19 protein-coding genes are annotated in these 20521 nt (G+C 32.8%); 11 read left to right on the top strand and 8 right to left on the bottom strand.

Annotated elements, in window-relative coordinates; translation table 11 throughout:
* The first annotated feature begins 583 nt into the window (after window positions 1-583).
* From nifJ to BUB32_RS13215, 3 genes are all read left to right on the top strand, one after another.
* Window positions 584-4111 (top strand): pyruvate:ferredoxin (flavodoxin) oxidoreductase, encoded by a 3528-nt coding sequence (nifJ, locus tag BUB32_RS02010; RefSeq protein ID WP_072967012.1) that lies wholly within the window; start codon window positions 584-586, stop codon window positions 4109-4111.
* Between the two features lie 202 nt (window positions 4112-4313).
* Window positions 4314-5402, top strand: coding sequence for a VIT1/CCC1 transporter family protein (locus tag BUB32_RS02005; RefSeq protein WP_072967010.1), 1089 nt, complete (start codon window positions 4314-4316; stop codon window positions 5400-5402).
* A 117-nt stretch (window positions 5403-5519) separates the two neighbouring features.
* Window positions 5520-5648: a hypothetical protein gene (locus BUB32_RS13215; RefSeq protein WP_268807533.1), complete on the top strand. Its 129-nt coding sequence runs from the start codon at window positions 5520-5522 to the stop codon at window positions 5646-5648.
* A 45-nt stretch (window positions 5649-5693) separates the two neighbouring features.
* On the opposite strand, the gene BUB32_RS02000 is transcribed toward BUB32_RS13215, so the two are convergent.
* From BUB32_RS02000 to BUB32_RS01990, 3 genes are read right to left on the bottom strand one after another with little or no spacing between them, the layout of a single operon-like run.
* On the bottom strand, window positions 5694-6677 hold the full coding sequence (locus tag BUB32_RS02000) for a M42 family metallopeptidase (protein ID WP_072967007.1): 984 nt from the start codon (window positions 6675-6677) through the stop codon (window positions 5694-5696).
* Window positions 6674-7696: a M42 family metallopeptidase gene (locus BUB32_RS01995; RefSeq protein ID WP_072967005.1), complete on the bottom strand. Its 1023-nt coding sequence runs from the start codon at window positions 7694-7696 to the stop codon at window positions 6674-6676. Before BUB32_RS01995 ends, BUB32_RS02000 begins: the two co-directional genes overlap by 4 nt.
* On the bottom strand, window positions 7687-8727 hold the full coding sequence (locus tag BUB32_RS01990; RefSeq protein WP_072967003.1) for a M42 family metallopeptidase: 1041 nt from the start codon (window positions 8725-8727) through the stop codon (window positions 7687-7689). Before BUB32_RS01990 ends, BUB32_RS01995 begins: the two co-directional genes overlap by 10 nt.
* A 213-nt stretch (window positions 8728-8940) precedes the next feature.
* On the opposite strand from BUB32_RS01990, the gene BUB32_RS01985 reads away from it, so the two are divergent.
* From BUB32_RS01985 to BUB32_RS01970, 4 genes are read left to right on the top strand one after another with little or no spacing between them, the layout of a single operon-like run.
* Window positions 8941-10164 (top strand): hypothetical protein, encoded by a 1224-nt coding sequence (locus BUB32_RS01985; RefSeq protein WP_072967002.1) that lies wholly within the window; start codon window positions 8941-8943, stop codon window positions 10162-10164.
* Window positions 10165-10172: 8 nt separating this feature from the next.
* Window positions 10173-10529: a GntR family transcriptional regulator gene (locus BUB32_RS01980; protein WP_072967418.1), complete on the top strand. Its 357-nt coding sequence runs from the start codon at window positions 10173-10175 to the stop codon at window positions 10527-10529.
* The gene (locus tag BUB32_RS01975) at window positions 10522-11112 is read left to right on the top strand and encodes a hypothetical protein (protein WP_072967000.1); all 591 of its coding nucleotides are present in this window, start codon (window positions 10522-10524) and stop codon (window positions 11110-11112) included. The genes BUB32_RS01980 and BUB32_RS01975 overlap by 8 nt, the downstream gene beginning before the upstream one ends.
* Window positions 11112-11906, top strand: a complete 795-nt coding sequence (locus BUB32_RS01970; RefSeq protein ID WP_072966998.1) for an ABC transporter ATP-binding protein — start codon at window positions 11112-11114, stop codon at window positions 11904-11906. Before BUB32_RS01975 ends, BUB32_RS01970 begins: the two co-directional genes overlap by 1 nt.
* 133 nt (window positions 11907-12039) lie before the next feature.
* Here the strand turns inward: BUB32_RS01970 and BUB32_RS01965 are convergent, their stop codons facing one another.
* Both BUB32_RS01965 and BUB32_RS01960 read right to left on the bottom strand, forming a co-directional pair.
* Window positions 12040-12525 (bottom strand): hypothetical protein, encoded by a 486-nt coding sequence (locus BUB32_RS01965; RefSeq protein ID WP_072966996.1) that lies wholly within the window; start codon window positions 12523-12525, stop codon window positions 12040-12042.
* A gap of 137 nt (window positions 12526-12662) precedes the next feature.
* The gene (locus BUB32_RS01960) at window positions 12663-13772 is read right to left on the bottom strand and encodes a sialidase family protein (protein WP_072966994.1); all 1110 of its coding nucleotides are present in this window, start codon (window positions 13770-13772) and stop codon (window positions 12663-12665) included.
* A 315-nt stretch (window positions 13773-14087) separates the two neighbouring features.
* Between BUB32_RS01960 and BUB32_RS01955 the strand changes: the two genes are divergently transcribed.
* On the top strand, window positions 14088-14501 hold the full coding sequence (locus BUB32_RS01955; RefSeq protein ID WP_072966992.1) for a hypothetical protein: 414 nt from the start codon (window positions 14088-14090) through the stop codon (window positions 14499-14501).
* 400 nt (window positions 14502-14901) lie between these two features.
* Here the strand turns inward: BUB32_RS01955 and BUB32_RS01945 are convergent, their stop codons facing one another.
* A complete protein-coding gene (locus BUB32_RS01945; protein ID WP_234949216.1) occupies window positions 14902-15126 on the bottom strand; it encodes a hypothetical protein in 225 nt (74 codons plus the stop codon).
* 475 nt (window positions 15127-15601) lie between these two features.
* Between BUB32_RS01945 and BUB32_RS01940 the strand changes: the two genes are divergently transcribed.
* Window positions 15602-16366 carry a septal ring lytic transglycosylase RlpA family protein gene (locus BUB32_RS01940; RefSeq protein WP_072966988.1) on the top strand — a complete coding sequence of 255 codons (765 nt, stop codon included), beginning with the start codon at window positions 15602-15604 and terminating at the stop codon, window positions 16364-16366.
* 64 nt (window positions 16367-16430) lie between these two features.
* Here BUB32_RS01940 and BUB32_RS13065 read toward each other — a convergent pair whose 3' ends face one another.
* Entirely contained in the window at window positions 16431-17111 is a 681-nt protein-coding gene (locus tag BUB32_RS13065) for a copper amine oxidase N-terminal domain-containing protein (RefSeq protein ID WP_234949215.1), read from the bottom strand.
* Between the two features lie 285 nt (window positions 17112-17396).
* On the opposite strand from BUB32_RS13065, the gene BUB32_RS01930 reads away from it, so the two are divergent.
* Complete coding sequence (locus tag BUB32_RS01930; RefSeq protein ID WP_072966986.1) at window positions 17397-17843, top strand: hypothetical protein; 447 nt, start codon at window positions 17397-17399, stop codon at window positions 17841-17843.
* Window positions 17844-18563: 720 nt separating this feature from the next.
* Here the strand turns inward: BUB32_RS01930 and BUB32_RS01920 are convergent.
* On the bottom strand, window positions 18564-19481 hold the full coding sequence (locus tag BUB32_RS01920; protein WP_200773839.1) for a YCF48-related protein: 918 nt from the start codon (window positions 19479-19481) through the stop codon (window positions 18564-18566).
* Between the two features lie 313 nt (window positions 19482-19794).
* Between BUB32_RS01920 and BUB32_RS01915 the strand changes: the two genes are divergently transcribed.
* Window positions 19795-20373 (top strand): hypothetical protein, encoded by a 579-nt coding sequence (locus tag BUB32_RS01915; RefSeq protein WP_072966980.1) that lies wholly within the window; start codon window positions 19795-19797, stop codon window positions 20371-20373.
* Window positions 20374-20521 lie beyond the last annotated feature (148 nt).

Below are 20521 nucleotides of genomic sequence, written 5' to 3'. Positions count from 1 at the left end.
TCAGACTGTAGACAAACTTTCGTAAAGGAGATATTTTGTATAAGGAGTGACTTGTGACAAAGCGGCAACAAAACTTAACAAGACGGAGGGTGGAGGCAGGGCCGTAGCCACGGATGGCGGAGGCGGGCACCTTAAGGCATGGATGCCGATTGTGCCCGGTACCCTGCCGGAACCTGAAGGTCGAGTTTTAGTTTTGTCGCTTTGGAACATCGGAGCGACGATACAAAATATCTCCTTTTGAATATTTTTTTACTTTGTCAACAAACTGAAGGATGCAATCAAATGCATCCTTAAATTTTACACTAAATAAATATATAGCTGGCATTTGAATAAGTAAATCCCTTTTTTGTTGCAAAAAAGTTTTAATTTTTTTTGTTGGTGTGGTATAATTAATTATGTACCTGTTATATAGCTTTAATAAAAGCAAAATTCTAAATGAATGAGGCCTGTTATACACTCTATAAATACCTGTTATATAATAAAATGAAATATTGTATACTGTGCTATATCAGGTACATCCTTCTTTGATTGGTGATTTTTCGATTCTTTTATTTAATTATTAAATAAGGAGAGGAGTAAAGAAATGGCTAAAGTAATGAAGACCATGGATGGTAACACAGCTGCTGCCCATGTGGCTTATGCTTTTACGGAAGTAGCTGCGATTTACCCCATAACTCCATCGTCTCCAATGGCAGAAGTTGTAGATGAGTGGAGTGCACATGGAAGGAAGAACATATTTGGTCAGCCGGTAAAAGTTATTGAAATGCAGTCAGAAGCAGGTGCTGCAGGGGCTGTTCACGGATCACTGGCAGCAGGAGCTCTAACAACGACATTCACTGCATCCCAAGGACTTCTTTTAATGATTCCTAACATGTACAAAATTGCAGGGGAGCTTTTACCTGGAGTATTCCATGTAAGTGCACGTGCCGTTGCAACACATGCTCTTTCGATTTTTGGTGACCATTCTGACGTTATGGCATGCCGTCAGACAGGTTTTGCTATGCTTGCTTCTGGCAGTGTGCAGGAAGTAATGGATTTAGCAAGCGTTGCACACCTTTCTGCAATTAAAGGAAGAGTACCCTTCTTGCATTTCTTTGACGGATTTAGAACATCTCACGAAGTGCAAAAAATCGAAGTTTTAGATTATGAAGACCTCAAAAAACTTGTAGACTATGATGCTTTAAAAGCATTCAGACAAAGTGCACTAAATCCAGAACATCCTGTAACAAGAGGTACAGCTCAAAACCCAGATATATTCTTCCAAGGAAGAGAAGCTGCCAATAGATTCTACAATGCTATACCTGAAATCGTAGAATATTACATGAATGAAATGAAGAAATTAACAGGAAGAGAATATAAGCTGTTCAACTATTATGGCGCACCAGATGCAGAAAGAATAATAATTGCAATGGGTTCTGTGACAGAAACCATTGAAGAAACAGTAGATTACTTGTTGAAAAAAGGAGAAAAAGTAGGTGTCGTAAAAGTACATCTTTATAGGCCTTTCTCTATAAAACATTTCTTAGATGTAATACCAAAGACTGTTAAGAAGATAGCTGTACTCGATAGAACAAAAGAACCAGGTTCAATTGGTGAACCTTTGTATGAAGATGTAAAAACAGCTTTCTTTGACAGCGAATTGCATCCAGTAATTGTTGGTGGTCGTTATGGTCTTGGTTCAAAAGATACTACACCTGCACAAATCATTGCTGTATTTGACAACCTCAAAGCTGATGAACCAAAAGACCACTTCACAATAGGAATAATTGATGACGTGACCTTTACATCACTTCCTGTAGGAGAAGAAGTCGATACAACACCAGAAGGGACAACTAGCTGCAAATTCTGGGGATTTGGTTCTGATGGTACAGTTGGTGCAAATAAGAGCGCTATAAAGATCATAGGTGACAACACAGATTTATACGTGCAAGCATATTTCTCTTATGACTCAAAGAAATCAGGCGGTGTAACAGTATCTCATTTAAGATTCGGCAAAAAACCAATAAGGTCAACATATTTGATAAACAAAGCAGACTTTATCGCTTGTCATAAGCAATCTTACGTTTACAATTATGACATATTGGCAGGATTAAAAGATGGCGGTACTTTCCTTCTAAACTGCAATTGGAAAGTTGAAGAATTAGACAAGAAATTGCCTGCTTCAATTAAAAAATATTTAGCTAAACATAACATTAACTTCTACATCATCAACGCTGTAGACATCGCAAAAGAAATAGGGTTAGGCGGAAGAATTAACATGATAATGCAATCCGCTTTCTTCAAGCTTACAAACATAATACCAATTGAAGAGGCAGTAAAACACTTAAAAGAAGCTATCGTGAAAGAATACGGACATAAAGGCGAAAAGATAGTACAGATGAACTACGAGGCTGTAGATAGAGGTATAAATTCTTTAGTCAAAGTAGAAGTACCTGCTTCTTGGGCAGACGCTGAAGATGAGCCAAAAGAAGAAAGACAAGCACCTGATTTTGTTAAAAATGTTGCCGATGTAATGAATAGATTGGAAGGAGACAAGCTTCCTGTAAGTGCCTTCCTTGGGAGAGAAGATGGTACCTTCCCACCAGGTACTGCAGCTTATGAAAAACGCGGAATTGCTGTTGACGTACCTGAGTGGCAAATAGATAACTGTATACAATGTAACCAATGCGCTTTTGTATGTCCACATGCTGCAATAAGGCCCTTCTTGCTCACAGAAGAGGAAGTTAAAAACGCACCAGAAGGATTTAAAGTTAAAAAGGCTATTGGAAAAGGCTTTGAAGGACTATACTACAGAATTCAAGTCAGTGTCCTTGACTGTACAGGTTGCGGCGTTTGCGTAAATGAGTGTCCTGCAAAAGAAAAAGCACTTGTAATGAAGCCTTTAGAAACACAAATGGAAGAAGCAAAGAACTGGGAATACGCAATGACTTTATCACCAAAAGAAAACCCAATGAACAAAGAAACAGTAAAAGGAAGCCAGTTCGAAAAGCCTCTGCTTGAATTCTCAGGTGCTTGCGCAGGATGCGGTGAAACACCTTACGCTAAACTTGTCACACAGCTTTTTGGCGATAGAATGATGATAGCGAATGCTACAGGTTGTTCTTCAATTTGGGGAGCAAGTGCACCATCTACACCATATTGTACAAACCATGAAGGAAAAGGACCAGCTTGGGCAAATTCCCTTTTTGAAGACAACGCAGAATTTGGTCTTGGCATGGCATTAGCTGTAAAACAACAAAGAGCAAAATTAGCTGATATAGTAAAAGAACTGTTGGAGCTTAACATCACAGCAGAGCTAAAAGAAGCATTGCAATTCTGGCTTGACAACATGATGGACGGAAAAAAATCAAAAGAAGCTACCATAAAATTGTTACCAATCCTTCAAAACTATAAAGCAGAAGACGCAAAAGTAAAAGAGCTTATTAATGAAGTACTTGAAAGAAAAGATTACCTCATTAAGAAGTCTCAATGGATATTTGGTGGCGACGGTTGGGCATACGATATAGGTTATGGCGGATTAGATCATGTACTTGCTTCGGGAGAAGATATAAACGTCTTGGTATTCGATACAGAAGTTTATTCAAATACAGGTGGACAATCTTCAAAGGCAACACCAGTAGGTGCAGTAGCACAATTTGCAGCAGCAGGTAAACCGATTGGCAAGAAAGACTTAGGAAGAATGGCAATGACATACGGGTATGTATATGTAGCACAAGTTGCAATGGGAGCAAGCCAAACTCAACTAGTGAAGGCATTAGTAGAAGCTGAAAGCTATCCAGGACCATCTCTCATCATTGCGTATGCTCCATGTATTGCTCACGGCATAAAACAAGGTATGAGCTGCAGCCAATTAGAAGAAAAGAAAGCTGTAGAAGCAGGATATTGGGTTCTCTATAGATACAATCCGCTTCTCAAGAAAGAAGGAAAGAATCCATTCATCCTCGATTCTAAGCCACCAAAACTATCAGTACAAGACTTCTTAAAAGGAGAAGTTAGATTCTCAGCATTAGAAAAGACCTTCCCAGAAAGAGCACAAAAGCTCTTCGAAGAAGCTGAAAAACTAGCTCAAGAAAGGTACAAAATCTACGAAAAATTAGCAAAAGATGAATAAAAAATGGAGGGATCATTCCCTCCATTTTTATCTCTTCAAAAGGCAAGTGACCATTAGCTTTAATTCTAATGTGGTATAATATATACGGATGTTTATCACTTTGTAAATATATCATATGTAGAATTATATGCACTAGTATATCCTTTTATTTTTCGTTATTCTTGCTCATTTAAAAATTCACTCAGAAAGGACGGTATGACAAATGAATCCTATAGATCAAGCTATCAGTTTTTACAAAGAAGAAGTTGAAGCTGCCGACCTTTATACATACCTTGCAAAAGTGGAGAAAAATCCAGAAACTAAAAGTAATTTTGAAGCACTTGCAAAAATAGAAAAAGCTCACGCAAAATTTTGGCATCAATTTTTAAAAGACAGAAATATAGAAATTCCAGAAGAAAAATCTCGTAAATTTAGGCTTTTTACTTATAAAATGTTGAGAACTTTATTAGGAAGCAAATTATTCGTCACAATACTTGAAATGAATGAAACAACAAGTACCGAATCCTATTATCGCTATTTTAACGAAGCTTCTCTTACAGAAAAAGAAAAATTAATTCTCTCAAAAATCATAGAAGATGAACTGGAACATGAAAAAATGTTTAGCAGACAAAAAGATAAATTCAGCATAGAAAACATAAGAGACTTTATACTTGGAATGAACGATGGCCTTGTAGAAATCTTAGGAACTGTAACAGGACTTTCAGCTGTTTATCCTAAAAGTCCTATAACCGTTGGTACTGCAGGTCTTGTAGTTGGTGTTGCAGGAGCTCTTTCTATGGCAATTGGAGCGTACACCTCCGTTAGATCTCAAAGACAGGTAAATGAAGGTATAAAAAAGAAAATGGAACTTTTATTTAAGGTCTCAAAAGACAGGGCAAAAGAGGAATTTTTAAATAAACTATCAGAATCTGGTATACCAGAAGATGTTGGAGCAGAAATTGTAGACAAACTTAGTAACAATGAAGATGCCATGACAAACCTCTTAACTGAGGATGTTTCAGAAAATGAGATAAAATCTGCTTTGTATACAGGTATTGCATACCTTGTAGGACTCGTATTCCCCGTTTTGCCTTACTTTATAATCACCTCATCCTCTTTAGTAGCTCTTGCATTTTCCGTAGTATTTGCAGCTATAGCCCTCTCTATAGTAGGAATTGTAGTATCTGTCGCGTCAGAAAGTCTGTCTATAAAAGGAAAGGTTTTAGAAATGGTAGTAACAGGGCTTGGAGCAGCAGTCTTATCATATCTTTTTGGAACTCTAGTGCAAAAAGTATTTGGAATAACCGCCTAAAATCAGACGAAGGGGACGGTTCTTTTAGCTAATTTTAAAAAGTGTTGATATGACCACAAATATCTTGTACAATGAAGATAAGAAAAATAAACTTTTTCTTCCCGAGGAGGGATTGAAATGTTCAAATTCAATATTAAAAATCTTATTTGGGCAATAGCAGGGCTTGTTCTCCTCATAGTGGCTGTATTTTTCATAGTCAACTGGCTTGTAAATTCAAAAAATAGCACCTCTAGTGAAAATGCGTAAGTCCATAAATAAAAAGACCCCGCGTAAGAAGCAGGGTCTTTTGCTTCATTTTTCTAGTATTTTAATCAGGAGGTTAATACTTGCCTCCACATCATTTTTATCCACCATTTCTGATATGCTGTGAGTATATCTTGTAGGAATTGATATGACACCTGATGGTATACCACCTTTTGTTAAATGTATAGCCCCTGCATCAGTCCCACCAAACTCCAATATTTCTAACTGATAAGGAATATTATACTCCTTAGCTGTTTCAATCATCATTTCTCTCACATAGGGGCTCACTATTATTGACCTGTCCATTACCTTTATAGCTGCACCTTTACCAAGAGATACTGACATCTTTTTAGCTTTAGGAGTATCACCTGTTAACGTCACATCAACCGCTATAGCAAAATCTGGATGTATGTTATAAGCAGCTGTAGTAGCTCCTCTTAAGCCAACTTCTTCTTGCACTGTAAAAACAAAGTACACCTTGTTTTCTGTTTTAAGATTTTTCAGTGCCTCAATAGCTACATAGCAGCCTATTCTATCATCAAAAGCCTTTGATATAAGTCTATCACCTGCTTCAATAAATTCGCCTGCAAAAGATGCACTATCTCCAATATTGACATATTTTTGAGCTTCTTCCTTATTCTTTACTCCAATATCTATATACAATTTTTCAATTCTAAAATCTTTTTTATCCTCCAAATGTTCTACTCCTATGACTCCTTGAACTCCATTTTTAAAAACCACTCTTCTCCCTACTATCTGTTCTACAAAAACCCCTCCAATAGTTGTAAATCTCAAGAAACCTTCATCCTCTATATGTGTAATCATAAGTCCTATTTCATCTGTATGAGCAGCCACCATTATTTTTTTACCTTTTCCTGCTTTTCTGCATATCATATTCCCCAATGCATCATATGTAATCTCATCACAAAAATCCTTTACTTCTTCTTTTATGATTTCTAAAACCTTTTCCTCACTTCCAGAAGGTCCATAAGTCTGTGTAAGTTTTTTTATCAACTCTATATTTAAACTCATATTAAAGCCTCCTTCTCAATATTTTTAATTATCAAATCAACCAATTTAACTGTGTTATGAAAATCCTCTAAAAAGGCTACAGAATTAAAAGAGTGAATATACCTGCAAGGGACAGATACAGCAATTGTTTTTATGCCACCTTTTGTAAGATGGATTTTCCCTGCATCATTGCCGCCGCTGGCTATTCTCCTAAATTGATAAGGTACCTTATTCTCATCGGCTATTTTCGCAATTTTATCAATAAGTTTTTTATCATAAAGAGTTGTCCTGTCCATCAAAGAAATTGCAGGTCCCTTGCCCAATTCCGTAGAAACTAAATGGGGTGCTGAATCAGTAACATCCGCTGCAACTGTCCCTTCCACAATTATGGCAAAGTCGGGTTCCACATTATATGCTGCAACACCTGCTCCCCTTAAACCTACTTCTTCCTGCACTGTAAAAGCTGCACAAACAGTATATTCATACTCGTTTTTCAGAATTTCTATCAGCACATTACAGCCTATTCTGTCATCCAAAGCCTTCGCTTTCACATAGCCATTTCCTAATATCTCAAAATTTGAGTCAAAATAAACATAATCACCAGTGGAAACATGTTTTAAAGCTTCTTCTTTTGAAGTCGCACCAATGTCTATATAAAGAGAATCGAAGTCAAGAGGCTTTTGCTGTTCGTCCCTCTTTTGAAGGTGTATTGGCTTTGCTCCTATTACTCCATTTATTCCCTTTTCACCTACTTTTACTGTTTTGGCAACAAGTATTCTATTATCTACACCACCCACAGGAAAAAAACTCAACGTCCCGTCTTCATTGACTGATTTTACCATAAGTCCTACTTCATCCATATGGGCGGCTAACATTATTTTAGGTTTGTCTTTTTTTCCTTTTTTGCAGGCTATCAAATTCCCTATTTTATCTACATAAACATTGTCCACATATGGTTCAACAATACTTTTTATCTTATTCCTTATCTCCTTCTCATCTCCTGAAGCCCCCATTATCTCTGTCAATTCCTTTAATAACATAAGTGTCCCTCCAATTCTTCTGGAAGATTAGCTATATAATAAGCTAAAAGTTTACCGCTACTTATTATATCTTTCATATTTCCAGTTTCTACTGAAGTATGCATATATCTTAGAGGTATTGATACTAATCCTGTTGGCACGCCCTCTCTTGAAACCTGTATCGCCCAAGCGTCTGTTCCTGATGGACCTGGTAATGGTTCCACCTGATAATTTATATTATAATTTTTAGCTGTTTCAACTAAACCCTTGTATACTGCTGGGTGCATATTAGGACCTTTTCCAATTGCAGGTCCTTTACCTAACTCTATCTCCAGACTAACCCCTCTTGCTTTTCCATGGGTAACGTCAATAGCAATTGCAATGTCTGGCTCTACGTTATAAGCGGAAGTCGTAGCTCCTCTTACCCCCACCTCTTCCTGAAGAGTAGCTACTGCATATATATCATGATAATGATATAATTTTTTCAGTTCATCAAGACATACTGCCATCACAACAATCCCGGCTCTATCGTCTAAGGCCTTTCCAGAAACATAATCATTTAAAAGCTCTCTGAAGTCTCTTTTTATCGTTATAATGTCACCAATTTTGACTAATTCCTCTACTTCTTTTTTAGGAAGCCCCACATCCACATACATATCTTCAATCTTTATAGCTTTTTCCATATCCTCCGAAGACAAAAGATGTGGCGGTTTACTTCCTATAACCCCCAATAATTCCTTTTTACCATGAACTATAACTTCTTGGGAAGGAAGAGTCCTCTGATCTACTCCTCCTACTGTTGTAAATTTTATAAATCCCTTCTCATCAATATCTTTTACCATAAGGCCTATTTCATCTAAATGAGCGGCTAACATCACCTTGTACTTGCCTTTTGTGCCTTTCTTTTTAAAAATAAGATTGCCAAAATTGTCCTCTAAAACCTCATCAGAAATCTCCTCAAATTCTTTTCTTAAAAGGTCATAAATTCCTCTCTCATGTCCGGAAACTCCATGACTTTCGCTAAGCTTCTTTAATAGCTCCTTATAATCCATTTTCTACCCCTTCCCATCTAATTTTATTAAACAAGGTGGTAAAATTCCGCTTTTGCCTTCCCTGAGTTTATTATTTCTACATAAATCTCTAAAATCCTTCTGTAATTTTTCGTCTTGTGAAGATATTTTAAAAAATCAACTATACCCCTTGACAAAATACTTTTATACTGTTATATTATAATATAACAGTATAAAAGTTTGGGAGGTCATTTTATGAATCAAAATATAATCGAAACTATTGTATTTTTAGTGACTTTTATAGCTTTAGTAACCGGTTTTATTTTCCTATTCTCAAGCAAAACTTCAAACTTGCCCATGGTAAAAACTTTTAAAGAAAGTACCACTATAAGAGTAACCACATCAGTAGTTAGCATCTTATTAGCCTGGATCTCTCCATTTGTTTCTTTAAAAGTATTGCTTTTTATTGTGTCTTTCATATTACTAATAAGTATTTTCCCATTTAAAATAAAGAAAGCATCTTCGATTATTGCAATAATCGTAATATTATTTGTAATTTTAAGTATATCTGCCCTGTTACTAGCTCCATTCCTCTTCATGACTAACTTAAGCATTATAAATAGTAATACCAAAAGTACTGATGGTACTGATGGCATAGAAATAAACTTGCCTGGTATTCACATAAAAGTCCCACAAAATTATTTATTTGAAGAAAAAACATCCACAAAAAATAATGATATAGAAATTAACATGCCTGCACTTCACATAAAAGTCCCGCAAGAAAGTTTTTTTGATAACAATATTTCAAAAGATAAGATATTACCTGACAGTACTGTAAATATAGAAAGTATAAGCACTATAAACATTAAAATACCATCCCAAGATGTAGAATTAGAACTTGTGGAAAATGACAATACCTTAGCATATCCATCACATCTGATTCAAAAAACAGAAAAAGACATAATGCATTTACAAGCCACTTTTTCCGGCAATAATACTTATGTAATACAAATTGGCACTCAAACATTAAAAAAGCTTAATATTGACTGCAATTCTTTAACAATAATAGGCAATGGGTCATTAAAAAACCTCAATATAAATTCTACTAAAACTAAAATAAATGCTAACATACAAATAGAAAACAATATTAACATAAATAGCACAGGTTTTGACTTAAATGGCAAATTAAAAGGCAAAAATTTAAATCTCAATACTACAGGGAGTAACATAAAAGGAGAATTAGATTTTGATAAAATTATATTAGACGCTACTGGTGTAAATATTGATATAAAATCAAAATTTAATAATTTTAATATAAATGCCACTTCTTTAAACGGAACACTTGAAATCTTAAATGCTCTCGATGAAACTGGTAAATTTTATATAGATACAACAGGAGGTTCTTTAAAAATTATAAACAAAAACAACGCTCCTATCGACATAAAAAATTCAGGCATTATAAATTTAATCAGAGAGTGATGATAAAAATGCTAAGAAAAGTTGATAAACACAGCGGTATACCTGCATATTTACAAATAGTAAACATGATAAAATCAGAAATTTTATTAGGTAACCTTCAAAAAGGCAGTCAACTCCCATCTATAAGAGATTTACAGGTGATATTTGACGTAAATATAAACACTGTTATAAAAGCTTTAGAAAAATTAAAAAATGAGGGTTACCTCGAAGCAGAACAGGGTATCGGATATTTTGTAAAAAAAGATATTGATATAAACAAAGAAGTAATAGATATAATAAAAGAATGTGTATTAAAACTCAAAAATAGTCAAATAGACTACTACACTGCTATGTTAATTTTTGAGGAGGTATGGAAAAATGAATGAATTTATATCCAAAATGGATGTATATATACAGAAAGAATTAAAAGAAAAAACATTGCGCATCGCACTTTTGACATTTTTACTCATTTTACCGGGGATAATGCTAAAAGCCCTTGTATTGCTCTTTTTATCCTCCAGTCTCATAGTATATGACATAAGACACCAAAAAGCAGAACTTTTATATATTATGCCATTTTCAAGAAAGGAACTATTTATTTACAATATTATTTTCTTTACTTTTTTAGTTATAATCACATCTTCAATAACTGCTCTATTCATTGGAGGTTCTTTCATAATCAAATTAAAAATTATCGCAGAGTCATTAATACTTTTATTCGCAATATTTGGCCTGCAAATGATTTTCTCAGGTTTTGAATTAGATGCCTTGGTTTGGAGTTTTTTAATAACATTTTTAGATGTTCTATTTGGATCAATTGGGAGTTCAAACATACAAAGTGCTAGCTTTAACCCATACTCTCTAATTAGTTTTACACGTCAGGGAAATATGATTTTAGCTCTTATATTTTCACTAATACTCCTGTATTTAGGCTATTGGTCATATGTTATAAAAGGCGGTGAAAATTAATGTACGCACTGGAAATAAAAAATTTAAGCAAACAAATAGATGGAAAACAAATACTCTCAAGTGTCAGCTTTAAAGTACAGGAAGGCGAAATAATGGCACTTGTGGGTCCAAATGGTGCAGGGAAAACTACAACACTGAAATGCATAATGAACGCAGTAAAAAAGGATTCAGGTGAAATACTAATATTTGAAAAGCCTTTTCACCCTTCTATAAAAAAAGACATAGCTTTCGTTACAGAGCATAGAAAAGTCTTTAATAATTTAACATTAGGAGATTATTATAAAATGTATAAAACTCTATATCCTCTATGGAATGATACCTTTTTTAAAAATTTCCTTTCTAAATATGGCTTTAATCTAAATGAAGAAATGCAAAAATTCTCAAGAGGTCAAAAAACCTTTATATTAGCGATATTAGCTTTTTCAACAAATGCAAAATTAATAATACTGGATGAACCTACACAGCATCTTGACCCGGCAGTAAGGTTTGAACTTATAGAAATAACAAAGCAATACGTCAATGATAAAAAAGGAACTATACTTCTTTCTTCTCATGAAATATTTGAATTAGAAGAATATGCCACAAGCTTTGCCATAATAAAAGATGGAAAAATACTATATACAGATTCCATTGATGAAGCGAAACAAAAACACAGAATAGTTAGTCTTAATGAGAACATAAAGGGGGCAAAAGTAATCGCAGTAATGAATAACGAAGTTTTAGTACAAACTGAAGAAGATATAGGTGAATACCCTCGCTTAAACCAGATAATTGTAGGCTACCTAAAAAGCTAGACATAGGAAATCAGACAAAGGAGACGGTTCCTTTTGTCTGATTTTTAAACACATAAAAAATATTAGCGGTTTGCTTTGGAAACTTTCCCGTAAAGTAAACCGCTTTTTGATAATTTAACCTTTTAAGGCTTTATTATTCTCCCAATTTCCACAATTCCTCTAAATATTCGATATTTACCTTCCCATTTAATATCTCATACATATTATGGCTAACATATAAAATCAATCGTTTATCTGTTATATCAGGAAATATTTCTAAAACATAAGGATAATCCTTTGAAATACCTATAACTAAGTCATAAATTTTGTAGTCTTTTTCACCTTCAAAATGGATTGCATATCCATTTGCCCAGTAATTGTAGTTTGGATAATTACTTTTATTACTTTCCTTTAAATCAAAATTTTTAAAATAGAGGAGTATTTCTTTCATCTTATCAGGATTTTTTATCCTTTTTGCTTTAAAATCAGCATCTTGGTATTTTATTATCATAACTTTATTGAAAGATATCCCCGAATAATGCGAAAGAATTAGATTATTAAAAGTTCCATTTCGAGGGTAAAAAGCATATACCAACAAAAATACCAAAAAGAGTAATAGTATTAGAAAAAATTTTTTCATTCTCCTCTCCTGCCTTTACAAAATCGATCTACTCTGGAACACTTAAACATATTGTTGTGTGACTTTACTCCGGCATTCAGCAAAAAATAAAGTTAAAATTGGCAGCCAAGAACTATCCAATGCATCCGTTAAAATTATTAAAACTTCTTTTCCCACTTATAACCACCATCTTTAGTGAAAAATATATTTGTCCATTTTGATGTTAAAGCTAAAGCCCATCCTGTTTTATTATCTATAAATTGAATTTGAAACGTACCTTGAGGAACATTAATCTTTTTCCATGTATGACCTCCATTATTTGTTTTAAGTAATTGATTTTCAAATAAAACATACCAGTTTTCTTTATCCAATACATAAATTTCTCTAGGGGAACTACTATATATTAAGGAAGCCTTTTCTTCCCAACTGTTTCCATTATCTTTGCTCACTAAAAACAATATCGAAAAATTATTTTTCACATGATCAAATCCAGATATTGGCCAAATTATTTCACCATCAACAAATTTAAGAGAATATACGGAGATATGTTTATCACTCAATTTTGAAAGCAAAGGAATATTTTTCTTATACCATGTATAACCTCCATCACTTGTCATATATAAACTAGACTTTCCTGGATCCTGCCTTTCTATCGCAACAAAACCAGTCTTTGCATCCGGCAAAAAAATAAAACTCTTTTTATCTCCCTCATAGGGAAGCGGATTGGAAGATGCCAAAGTATTATTAGGCAACTCCCCCTTGTGAATTAGTGCCCATTTATTGTTTATTAATCTATACACATCTACAGGTACATTTCCAGATGCGTTACCATCCTCCTTAAGGAACCAGCCTTGATATGTACCATTAGAATTCAGAAAAAATAATTTACCCATATCAAAAGGCACTTTATCATCATACCAGTTTTTACCTCTATTTTCTGTCCGGTAAAGCATCCCATTAGGATAAAGGATTTCGTTAGAATAAAGTATCCAAGCATGATTAGAATCCATAAAAAACCAACTACGAATATCACCTATATAAGAAACTGACTGAGTAATCCATGTACTACCTCCGTCAATCGTAATAAATGCTTTATTTTCTCCCATATCTTCCGCAATAGCCCATCCATTATTTTTATCCATCATTTGGAAATATTGAAAATTAGGAAGTAGTTTGTGATATGTATTACTCTCATTAACCTCTCTTTTAGTCTGGCATCCGCCAAATAGCAAAGTTAAAATTAACAAGATTACAAAAGCTTTCTTCATTTCTCACCAAAACCTCCCATAAATTCTTCTACCAACCATTATATCATTATTTCCTATATCTGATATTACAAATTGGTTACAAATTATTAAATTTTTATTAATTTATTTGCATAGAAAATAGCTTTAAAGCTTCATATTTCACAACAGGCAGTAAATAAGACAAAGAAAAGAGCCTTTAAAAAAAGAGAGAATTTTTAGGAGAAGATTTCTTAGATGGGTTGTAAATTAGCATATAAAACTCTCTTTAATAGGTAGAAGGATAAATCGGCCGATTAGTCCTTCAAAAAAAATAATATTTAAGATGAGGTGGATTTTATGGATACATTTGAAAAAATTTTAAATCTCAATGATGTTAATTCTTTAATTGCAGATTTAAAAAAAGCTAGAAACATTTATGATAAAATTGAATCTGAAGCTACTCTCGTAAGTATAATGTTTGTAATTTTTACACTAATACCAGGTATAGATGTATTTGTAGCAACAGTATTAGGAATAGCAACTTTAGCAAATAGTGTGTATGCATTAGATTTAGATAATATTGAAAATATTGCAACTAAAGCAATAGAAGAATTAGAAAACTATAAAGAGCTATTATTAACAGGAAAATATGATTTGATAAAACTTAAAATGAGTGTTAAATATGTAACATTAAATGGAAAACAATATGCAATACCATATGAATTTGAACCGACTGCTATACATTCTATTTCTGGAGGATGGCAATTATAAAATAATTATACATGAAATATTACTTCTGCTCCTAATGGAGCAGTTGTTTTATTAAACCTCAGCAATTGATTCACTCCTTATCTTTATGGTAAAAATAATAAAATTTACTTAAAAATATTAATACAATTGATAATATGATAGATATCAATAATATTTTACTTGCCCACCAATAATAATACGAATATTTTTCAATAAAAAAATTTTTTATCAGAAACAAAATAATAGAAATACTAAGCAAAAAAATTACAAGCCTATTAATAAATTTTATAACTTTCAACTTTTTCACCTCTCTAGTCAATTCAAACATCATTTTCAAAACCAATAGACTAAAAGTTAGTAAATGCATTTTTCATAGTACAAGCCTTTGAGACATTTTTGTTTTCCTAACAAAGGCTTTTCTTTAAATAAAATAATCAGATCCATACACGGGTATTTGAGACATATCAAAAGATGGACTTTCCTTTAATTGTTTCAAAATTTCTTTTTGAGAAATTGGGTTTACCAAATCAATATTTTGAATATTTTTCGCCATTTTCTCCTTATCCGTATATTTTATAAATCCCTGGGATATCAATACACCAATTATTATTCCAAGTATAAAAATTAAAAAATATCTTCCTCTCATCTTATCCCCCTAATTACCGCTTTAAAAAATTTTTAGTCTTTCACCTAAGATACAATGTTTCTACTCATATCCCCATTATAACACTATTTCGTCCATCTGATATTACAAATTGGTTACAAATTATTAATTTTTTATTAATTCTCCTTAATAGTTTGCTTAGAAAATAGCTCTAAAGCTCCTAGGCAGTAAATAAAACAAAGAAAGGAGCATTGAAAAAAAGAGAGAATTTTTAGAAGAAAAATTTTTTAGATGGGTTGTAAATTAGGACATAAAACTCTCTTTAATAGGTAGAAGGGTAAATCGACCGATTAGTCCTACGGAAAATAATAAAAGCAGGTTGATAGTAATAATTTTTTATATTCAACGCTTTTCAAAATGACCTTAAAGAAGTAAAAATTATGGTTGGGTTTATAGCTAATCTGTGCCACGAAGCTATAAGACTAAATAAAAAATTGTTTGAGGAGGAGAGGTTTTAATGGCAAATCAAGCAACGTGGTATGTAGATACAAATGGAGATGGCATTGTCTCTGTAAACAATTACGGAGTAATTAGATTCAAGGTGTCTGTTGGAGGCTATAATCCTGGACAGAGAGCAGAGGTAACTGCTGACCGTCTCAATACAATTTTCGCAGATACCAAGAGAGATCTGGATTTTATCACTCCAACATGGATAAGTAGTAACTATGTGATTGCATCTGCACATGTGCGAAGAGGAGATGGCCAAGTTACTTTTAAAAATTATCCATATACAATATACGAAGACCTTTATGATACAAATTTAAACCTCATTTGCACTGTTACGACTGCAGATGCAACCACATATGGCATGAATCCCGCCGCATTGGCTTTGAATTGGACAAGAAATATTAGAGGTGCACTTCAAAGTAGTGACTTAAACTGTCTAAATGAACGTGTTAACTCTTCCAGGCAACTTATTGTACCTACACAAAGTTACGTTGGAAGTAAAAATGTAACTGCTACTTATTATGGTATGGGAGAACAGCTCTTAAATCCTTATACAAGTAATGGGGAAATATTTCATACTTGCGACCTTACCATTGCATCCGGACTTTCTGATTTACCACGTAACTGTTGGGTTAAAGTAACATACAGTGGAAAAAGCATTATAGCCCGAGTAAATGATACAGCTCCTGCTAACATAATTGATTTGAGCTATGGTGGTATTGCAAAAGCTTTGGGGTTCCCGGGCAGTGGGACAGTTAACATTTCAGCACCTTAGTTAACAACTAAATAGTCTAATGCCCAGGGAGACATATAAACCTCCCTGTGCATTTTGGCAAAACCTAAGGGCACATTTTTACAATCCTTGTTAGTTCTTTACCTTTAGTATCCGTAAAAATGAAGGTAAAGATTTTCTCACTATATCCGCTTTCTTTATATGGAAGGTCAGCAACTACTGGGTCAATTGCAACGAAATCATAGCCGGCATCTTGAGGTTGTACATAGATTATTATGTTTTGTCCTTTTACTGTAATTCCAATGATAGAGCTATACACAGTAAAAATACCTATGCTACCTTCAGGAACAGTAATATTTGACGATACACGTTCCAGTTTATCTACACCTAGAGTATCAAAGACCTTACTCCCTTCGCTGTTGCCAGTTATAACATAGAAATTTTGGTTATATAGATCACGCAATTCCGGAAGTTCCTGGTACGGTGACTTTGTTGCCTTTTGCCAGTCCTTTGAGAAAGCAATTCTGGTAAAAAGAAGAGGTTTTTCTAGGATCGAAGTTAACTTGACAATTCTATTATTACCATCCCATTCTACTTTAGCCCCTAAGGCATCAGCTACCCACTTAATAGGCACCATTGTTCTTCCATTGATAATTTGCGGTGGCACATCCGGTTTAATCTCACTACCATTTACGATTAATTTGATTGTGCTATTTGCAAAAGCAATTATAGTAAAAAATGACACCATTAAAATAACACTAATAAACAACATCAAACTTTTCTTCAACAAAGCTCAACTCCTTTTAACATTTTCTTTTCAAAATATTTCTATTCCCATTATACCATTCTTTCGTTCTTCTGATATTACAAATTGGTTACAAATTATTAAATTTTTATTAATTTATCTTAATAAATTCTTTAGAAAATATTACTATAATAGTTAGTACCAACTATTCAGCTACTTTAGATATTTTCTCTTTACTTGTAAGAAATTCCTTGTCATGGGTTGTTTTTTGTAATAAATATAGCTCCTTAATATATAGAAGGTAATTTTTTATATGAAGGTGATTTGATGTATTGGAAAAAAGAATATGTAGATACTTTGACTGTTAGCTTACAAAATCTTAGGGATATGCAGAAGGCACAGTATGCTATGTGGAATGATGGATTTAAAGAACAAAATTTTTCTAACTTAACAGCTAGTTTAGGAGCAGTATCCACTATATTGAGTTTTGCTTTTGGAGCACCAACTGTAGTGGCTGTTGTCTCAGCAATATCTGGATTAATTAGTGAATTAGGTTCTGGACTCCAAACTACAGAAGATATTGTAAAAGAAGGACATTGGAAGTTACAAGATTTAGTAAATTGGATGGAATCTCATCCTCAATATGATTTAATAAAGGTAAAAATGTCATTTTTAGAGTTTTATGGTGATTATAATATAAGATTCGTAGAGTATACAAGTTCAGATTATATAACAGCGGTCCACACAAGTAATGGTTGGATAATGTCTCCTTAAATAATAAAAAAACTATGGTGGAAAAAGTTTATGAGTTTTCATCCGCCATAGTTTTTCCGTTTTTATTTTAATAAATCGCTAATGTATTCAATATCAATTGGTTTGTTTAAAACTCTATATTTTTTGCATCTAATTTTATTTGATACATCTGAACAAATTTCAATATAATTCTCACTTAATACTTCTATCCTTATAGAAATACTATCATTTGGATTATCAAAAATCATTAAATATGTATTTTTTATATGTGGAATATTTTTTTTGAAAGAAGGTTCAATTGTAAGCTGCTTTATATAAGATAACAAATTGTTGATTTTATTCTCGTCTTTGATCTCTATATTTGAGTCATCATTAAAAACATTAAGAAAAGTAAATTGTTGCGTTGATAAATTTTTAGAAATTAATAATTCGTTTACTGTTATTGGTTTGAAATAAATAGCATATGCTATGAAAATAAATACGAAAAAAAGAATCAAAAAAAAACACTACTTTAATATATTTCATATAATATCAACCTCCAAAAAATTTTTAAATAATATTATATAGGCAAAATAACAAAATAGCAGTTTTAACATACTAAGGATTTTTTAGAAAACCTCTCTGATTTACTTGTTCTAAAATTTTATCCCATTATAAACAAATGACAAAGACGATTCCTTTTATTTGAAAAATGGTTACTATTTCACTTTAGTAGATTTTATCTATAAAAAGAAAAAACGCTTATTTTTCACTTAATATCTTCCACGTTTTGCCTCCATCTTTTGTCTGGTAAACTAAAATATATTCTTCATATTTATTTTCTTTATTTTGTTTGTAAATTTCTAAAATTAATTTCCCTTGTTTACTATCAGTAAATACAGGTACATTTGCAGAAGACAGGTAACAATTTTTATAACTCTCGGGTATAGATAATTTTATCTGTAACCAGCTTTTCCCTCCATCTGTTGTTCTAAAGAGCAAGGGGTCAGGGCCATCGTTATTTGAAATACTAATCCATCCATTATTTTTATCATAAAATTTCATATTTGAACGATTTGCCGCACTATAAATTCCATCATAATTCTTTTTTCCTGTTATATTTACATTTTCCCACGTTTTTCCTCCATCACTAGTTTTCAATAAATAGTTTATCTGCATTCCTGCACCATTCATCGTTGTCAAAATCCAGCCATTTTCAGAAGTAACAAATTGAAGAGCCGATATATTTTCTCCCCATTTGCCAATATCAGATTTTAATATATCCCATTTTAAACCTCCATCTGTCGTTTTAAGCATATATAATGTAGATGGAATAATCCATCCTATCCACCCATTATTGTCCATAAAATAAGGTACTATATTCTCAGCATCCCTATAAGCACTCTCAGGAATTTTATAAATAGGAATATAAACCTGTGTCCATGTTTTACCCCCATCATTACTTTTATATAATTGCAAGTCTTTCAAAGATGAAATCTTATTATCTTTGAAACTCCATTTCCACTTTTCATTTTGGGAATTACTGGTGGTAACATTTTTACTTACATTTTGGTTATAGGACTTGGCTAAATTATCATTGTTTTTAACACTTCCAACACTATTCTGACATCCGCTAAAAAATAAAGTTAAAATTAACAAGATTACAAAAGCTTTCTTCATTTCTCCCAAAAACCTCCCACAAATTCTTCTACCAACCATTATATCATTATTACGTCCATCTGATATTACAAATTAGTTACAAATTATTAAATTTTTATTAATCTATCTTAATAATTTGCTTAGGAAATAGCTCTAAAGCTCTTAGACAGTAAATAAGACAAAGAAAAGAGCATTGAAAAAAATGAGAGAGCTTTTAGGAGAAGATTTTTTAGATGGGTTGTAAATTAGGACATAAAACTCTCTTTAATAGGTAGAAGGGTAAATCGGCCGATTAGTCCTTCGAAAAAATAATAAAAGTGAGGTGAAAAATGGATTGCCCACCACAAAAGATGTAACTACTAGAACATATGTGATCAATGCAAACCTTGATACAGCTATAGAAGAAACAGGATATATTGATGGTATTTGGTTTGATCCATATCAATTAAGAATTTGGAATGAAAATGACATAAGTCTTTATCATTATGGCGAGTTAATCAAAGAGGGTTCGTCAAAAGATTTTGGTTTGGACTCAGATGCGGTTGCTGCTATAGCAAGAGGTTTATCATATGTAGTTAACAATTACTATTACCATACTTTTTCTTTTGATGTTAAGCCTAATATATCATTAAGTGCCGACAAGAAAGGTCTAAACATAAACTTAGTAGATATAAATTTTTGGAGTTTCGGAGATCTAATAAGATATGGAAATTATGCAGGTTATTTTCCATATAAAAAAATCATCTATGGCTATGGTATAACAGTTAATTTTGATAGTTTAAAATCAGCTTTTGAAATTGCGTTAGTTATAGCTTTAGTTACAGCATTGATAGTAACAATGTTGGTAGCTCTGGAGACTTCTCCTGTAGCCGTACCTGCAATTACAGCATTATTAAATGCCATAGGAGCATAAAAAAATAAAAACACAGATATTAATAAAGCAAAAAATTAAGCACCTGTTTTCTTACTTCTGAAAACAGGTGCTTATATATCTGGATATAATTTCCTTTAAAACTCCAAATAATGGACAAAAGTTTAAAGTATCTAAAGAACTTATACAT

It is taken from the genome of Thermoanaerobacter uzonensis DSM 18761 (assembly GCF_900129115.1).
Classification (GTDB): domain Bacteria; phylum Bacillota; class Thermoanaerobacteria; order Thermoanaerobacterales; family Thermoanaerobacteraceae; genus Thermoanaerobacter; species Thermoanaerobacter uzonensis.
This window is presented reverse-complemented; position numbering and strand designations above follow the sequence as displayed.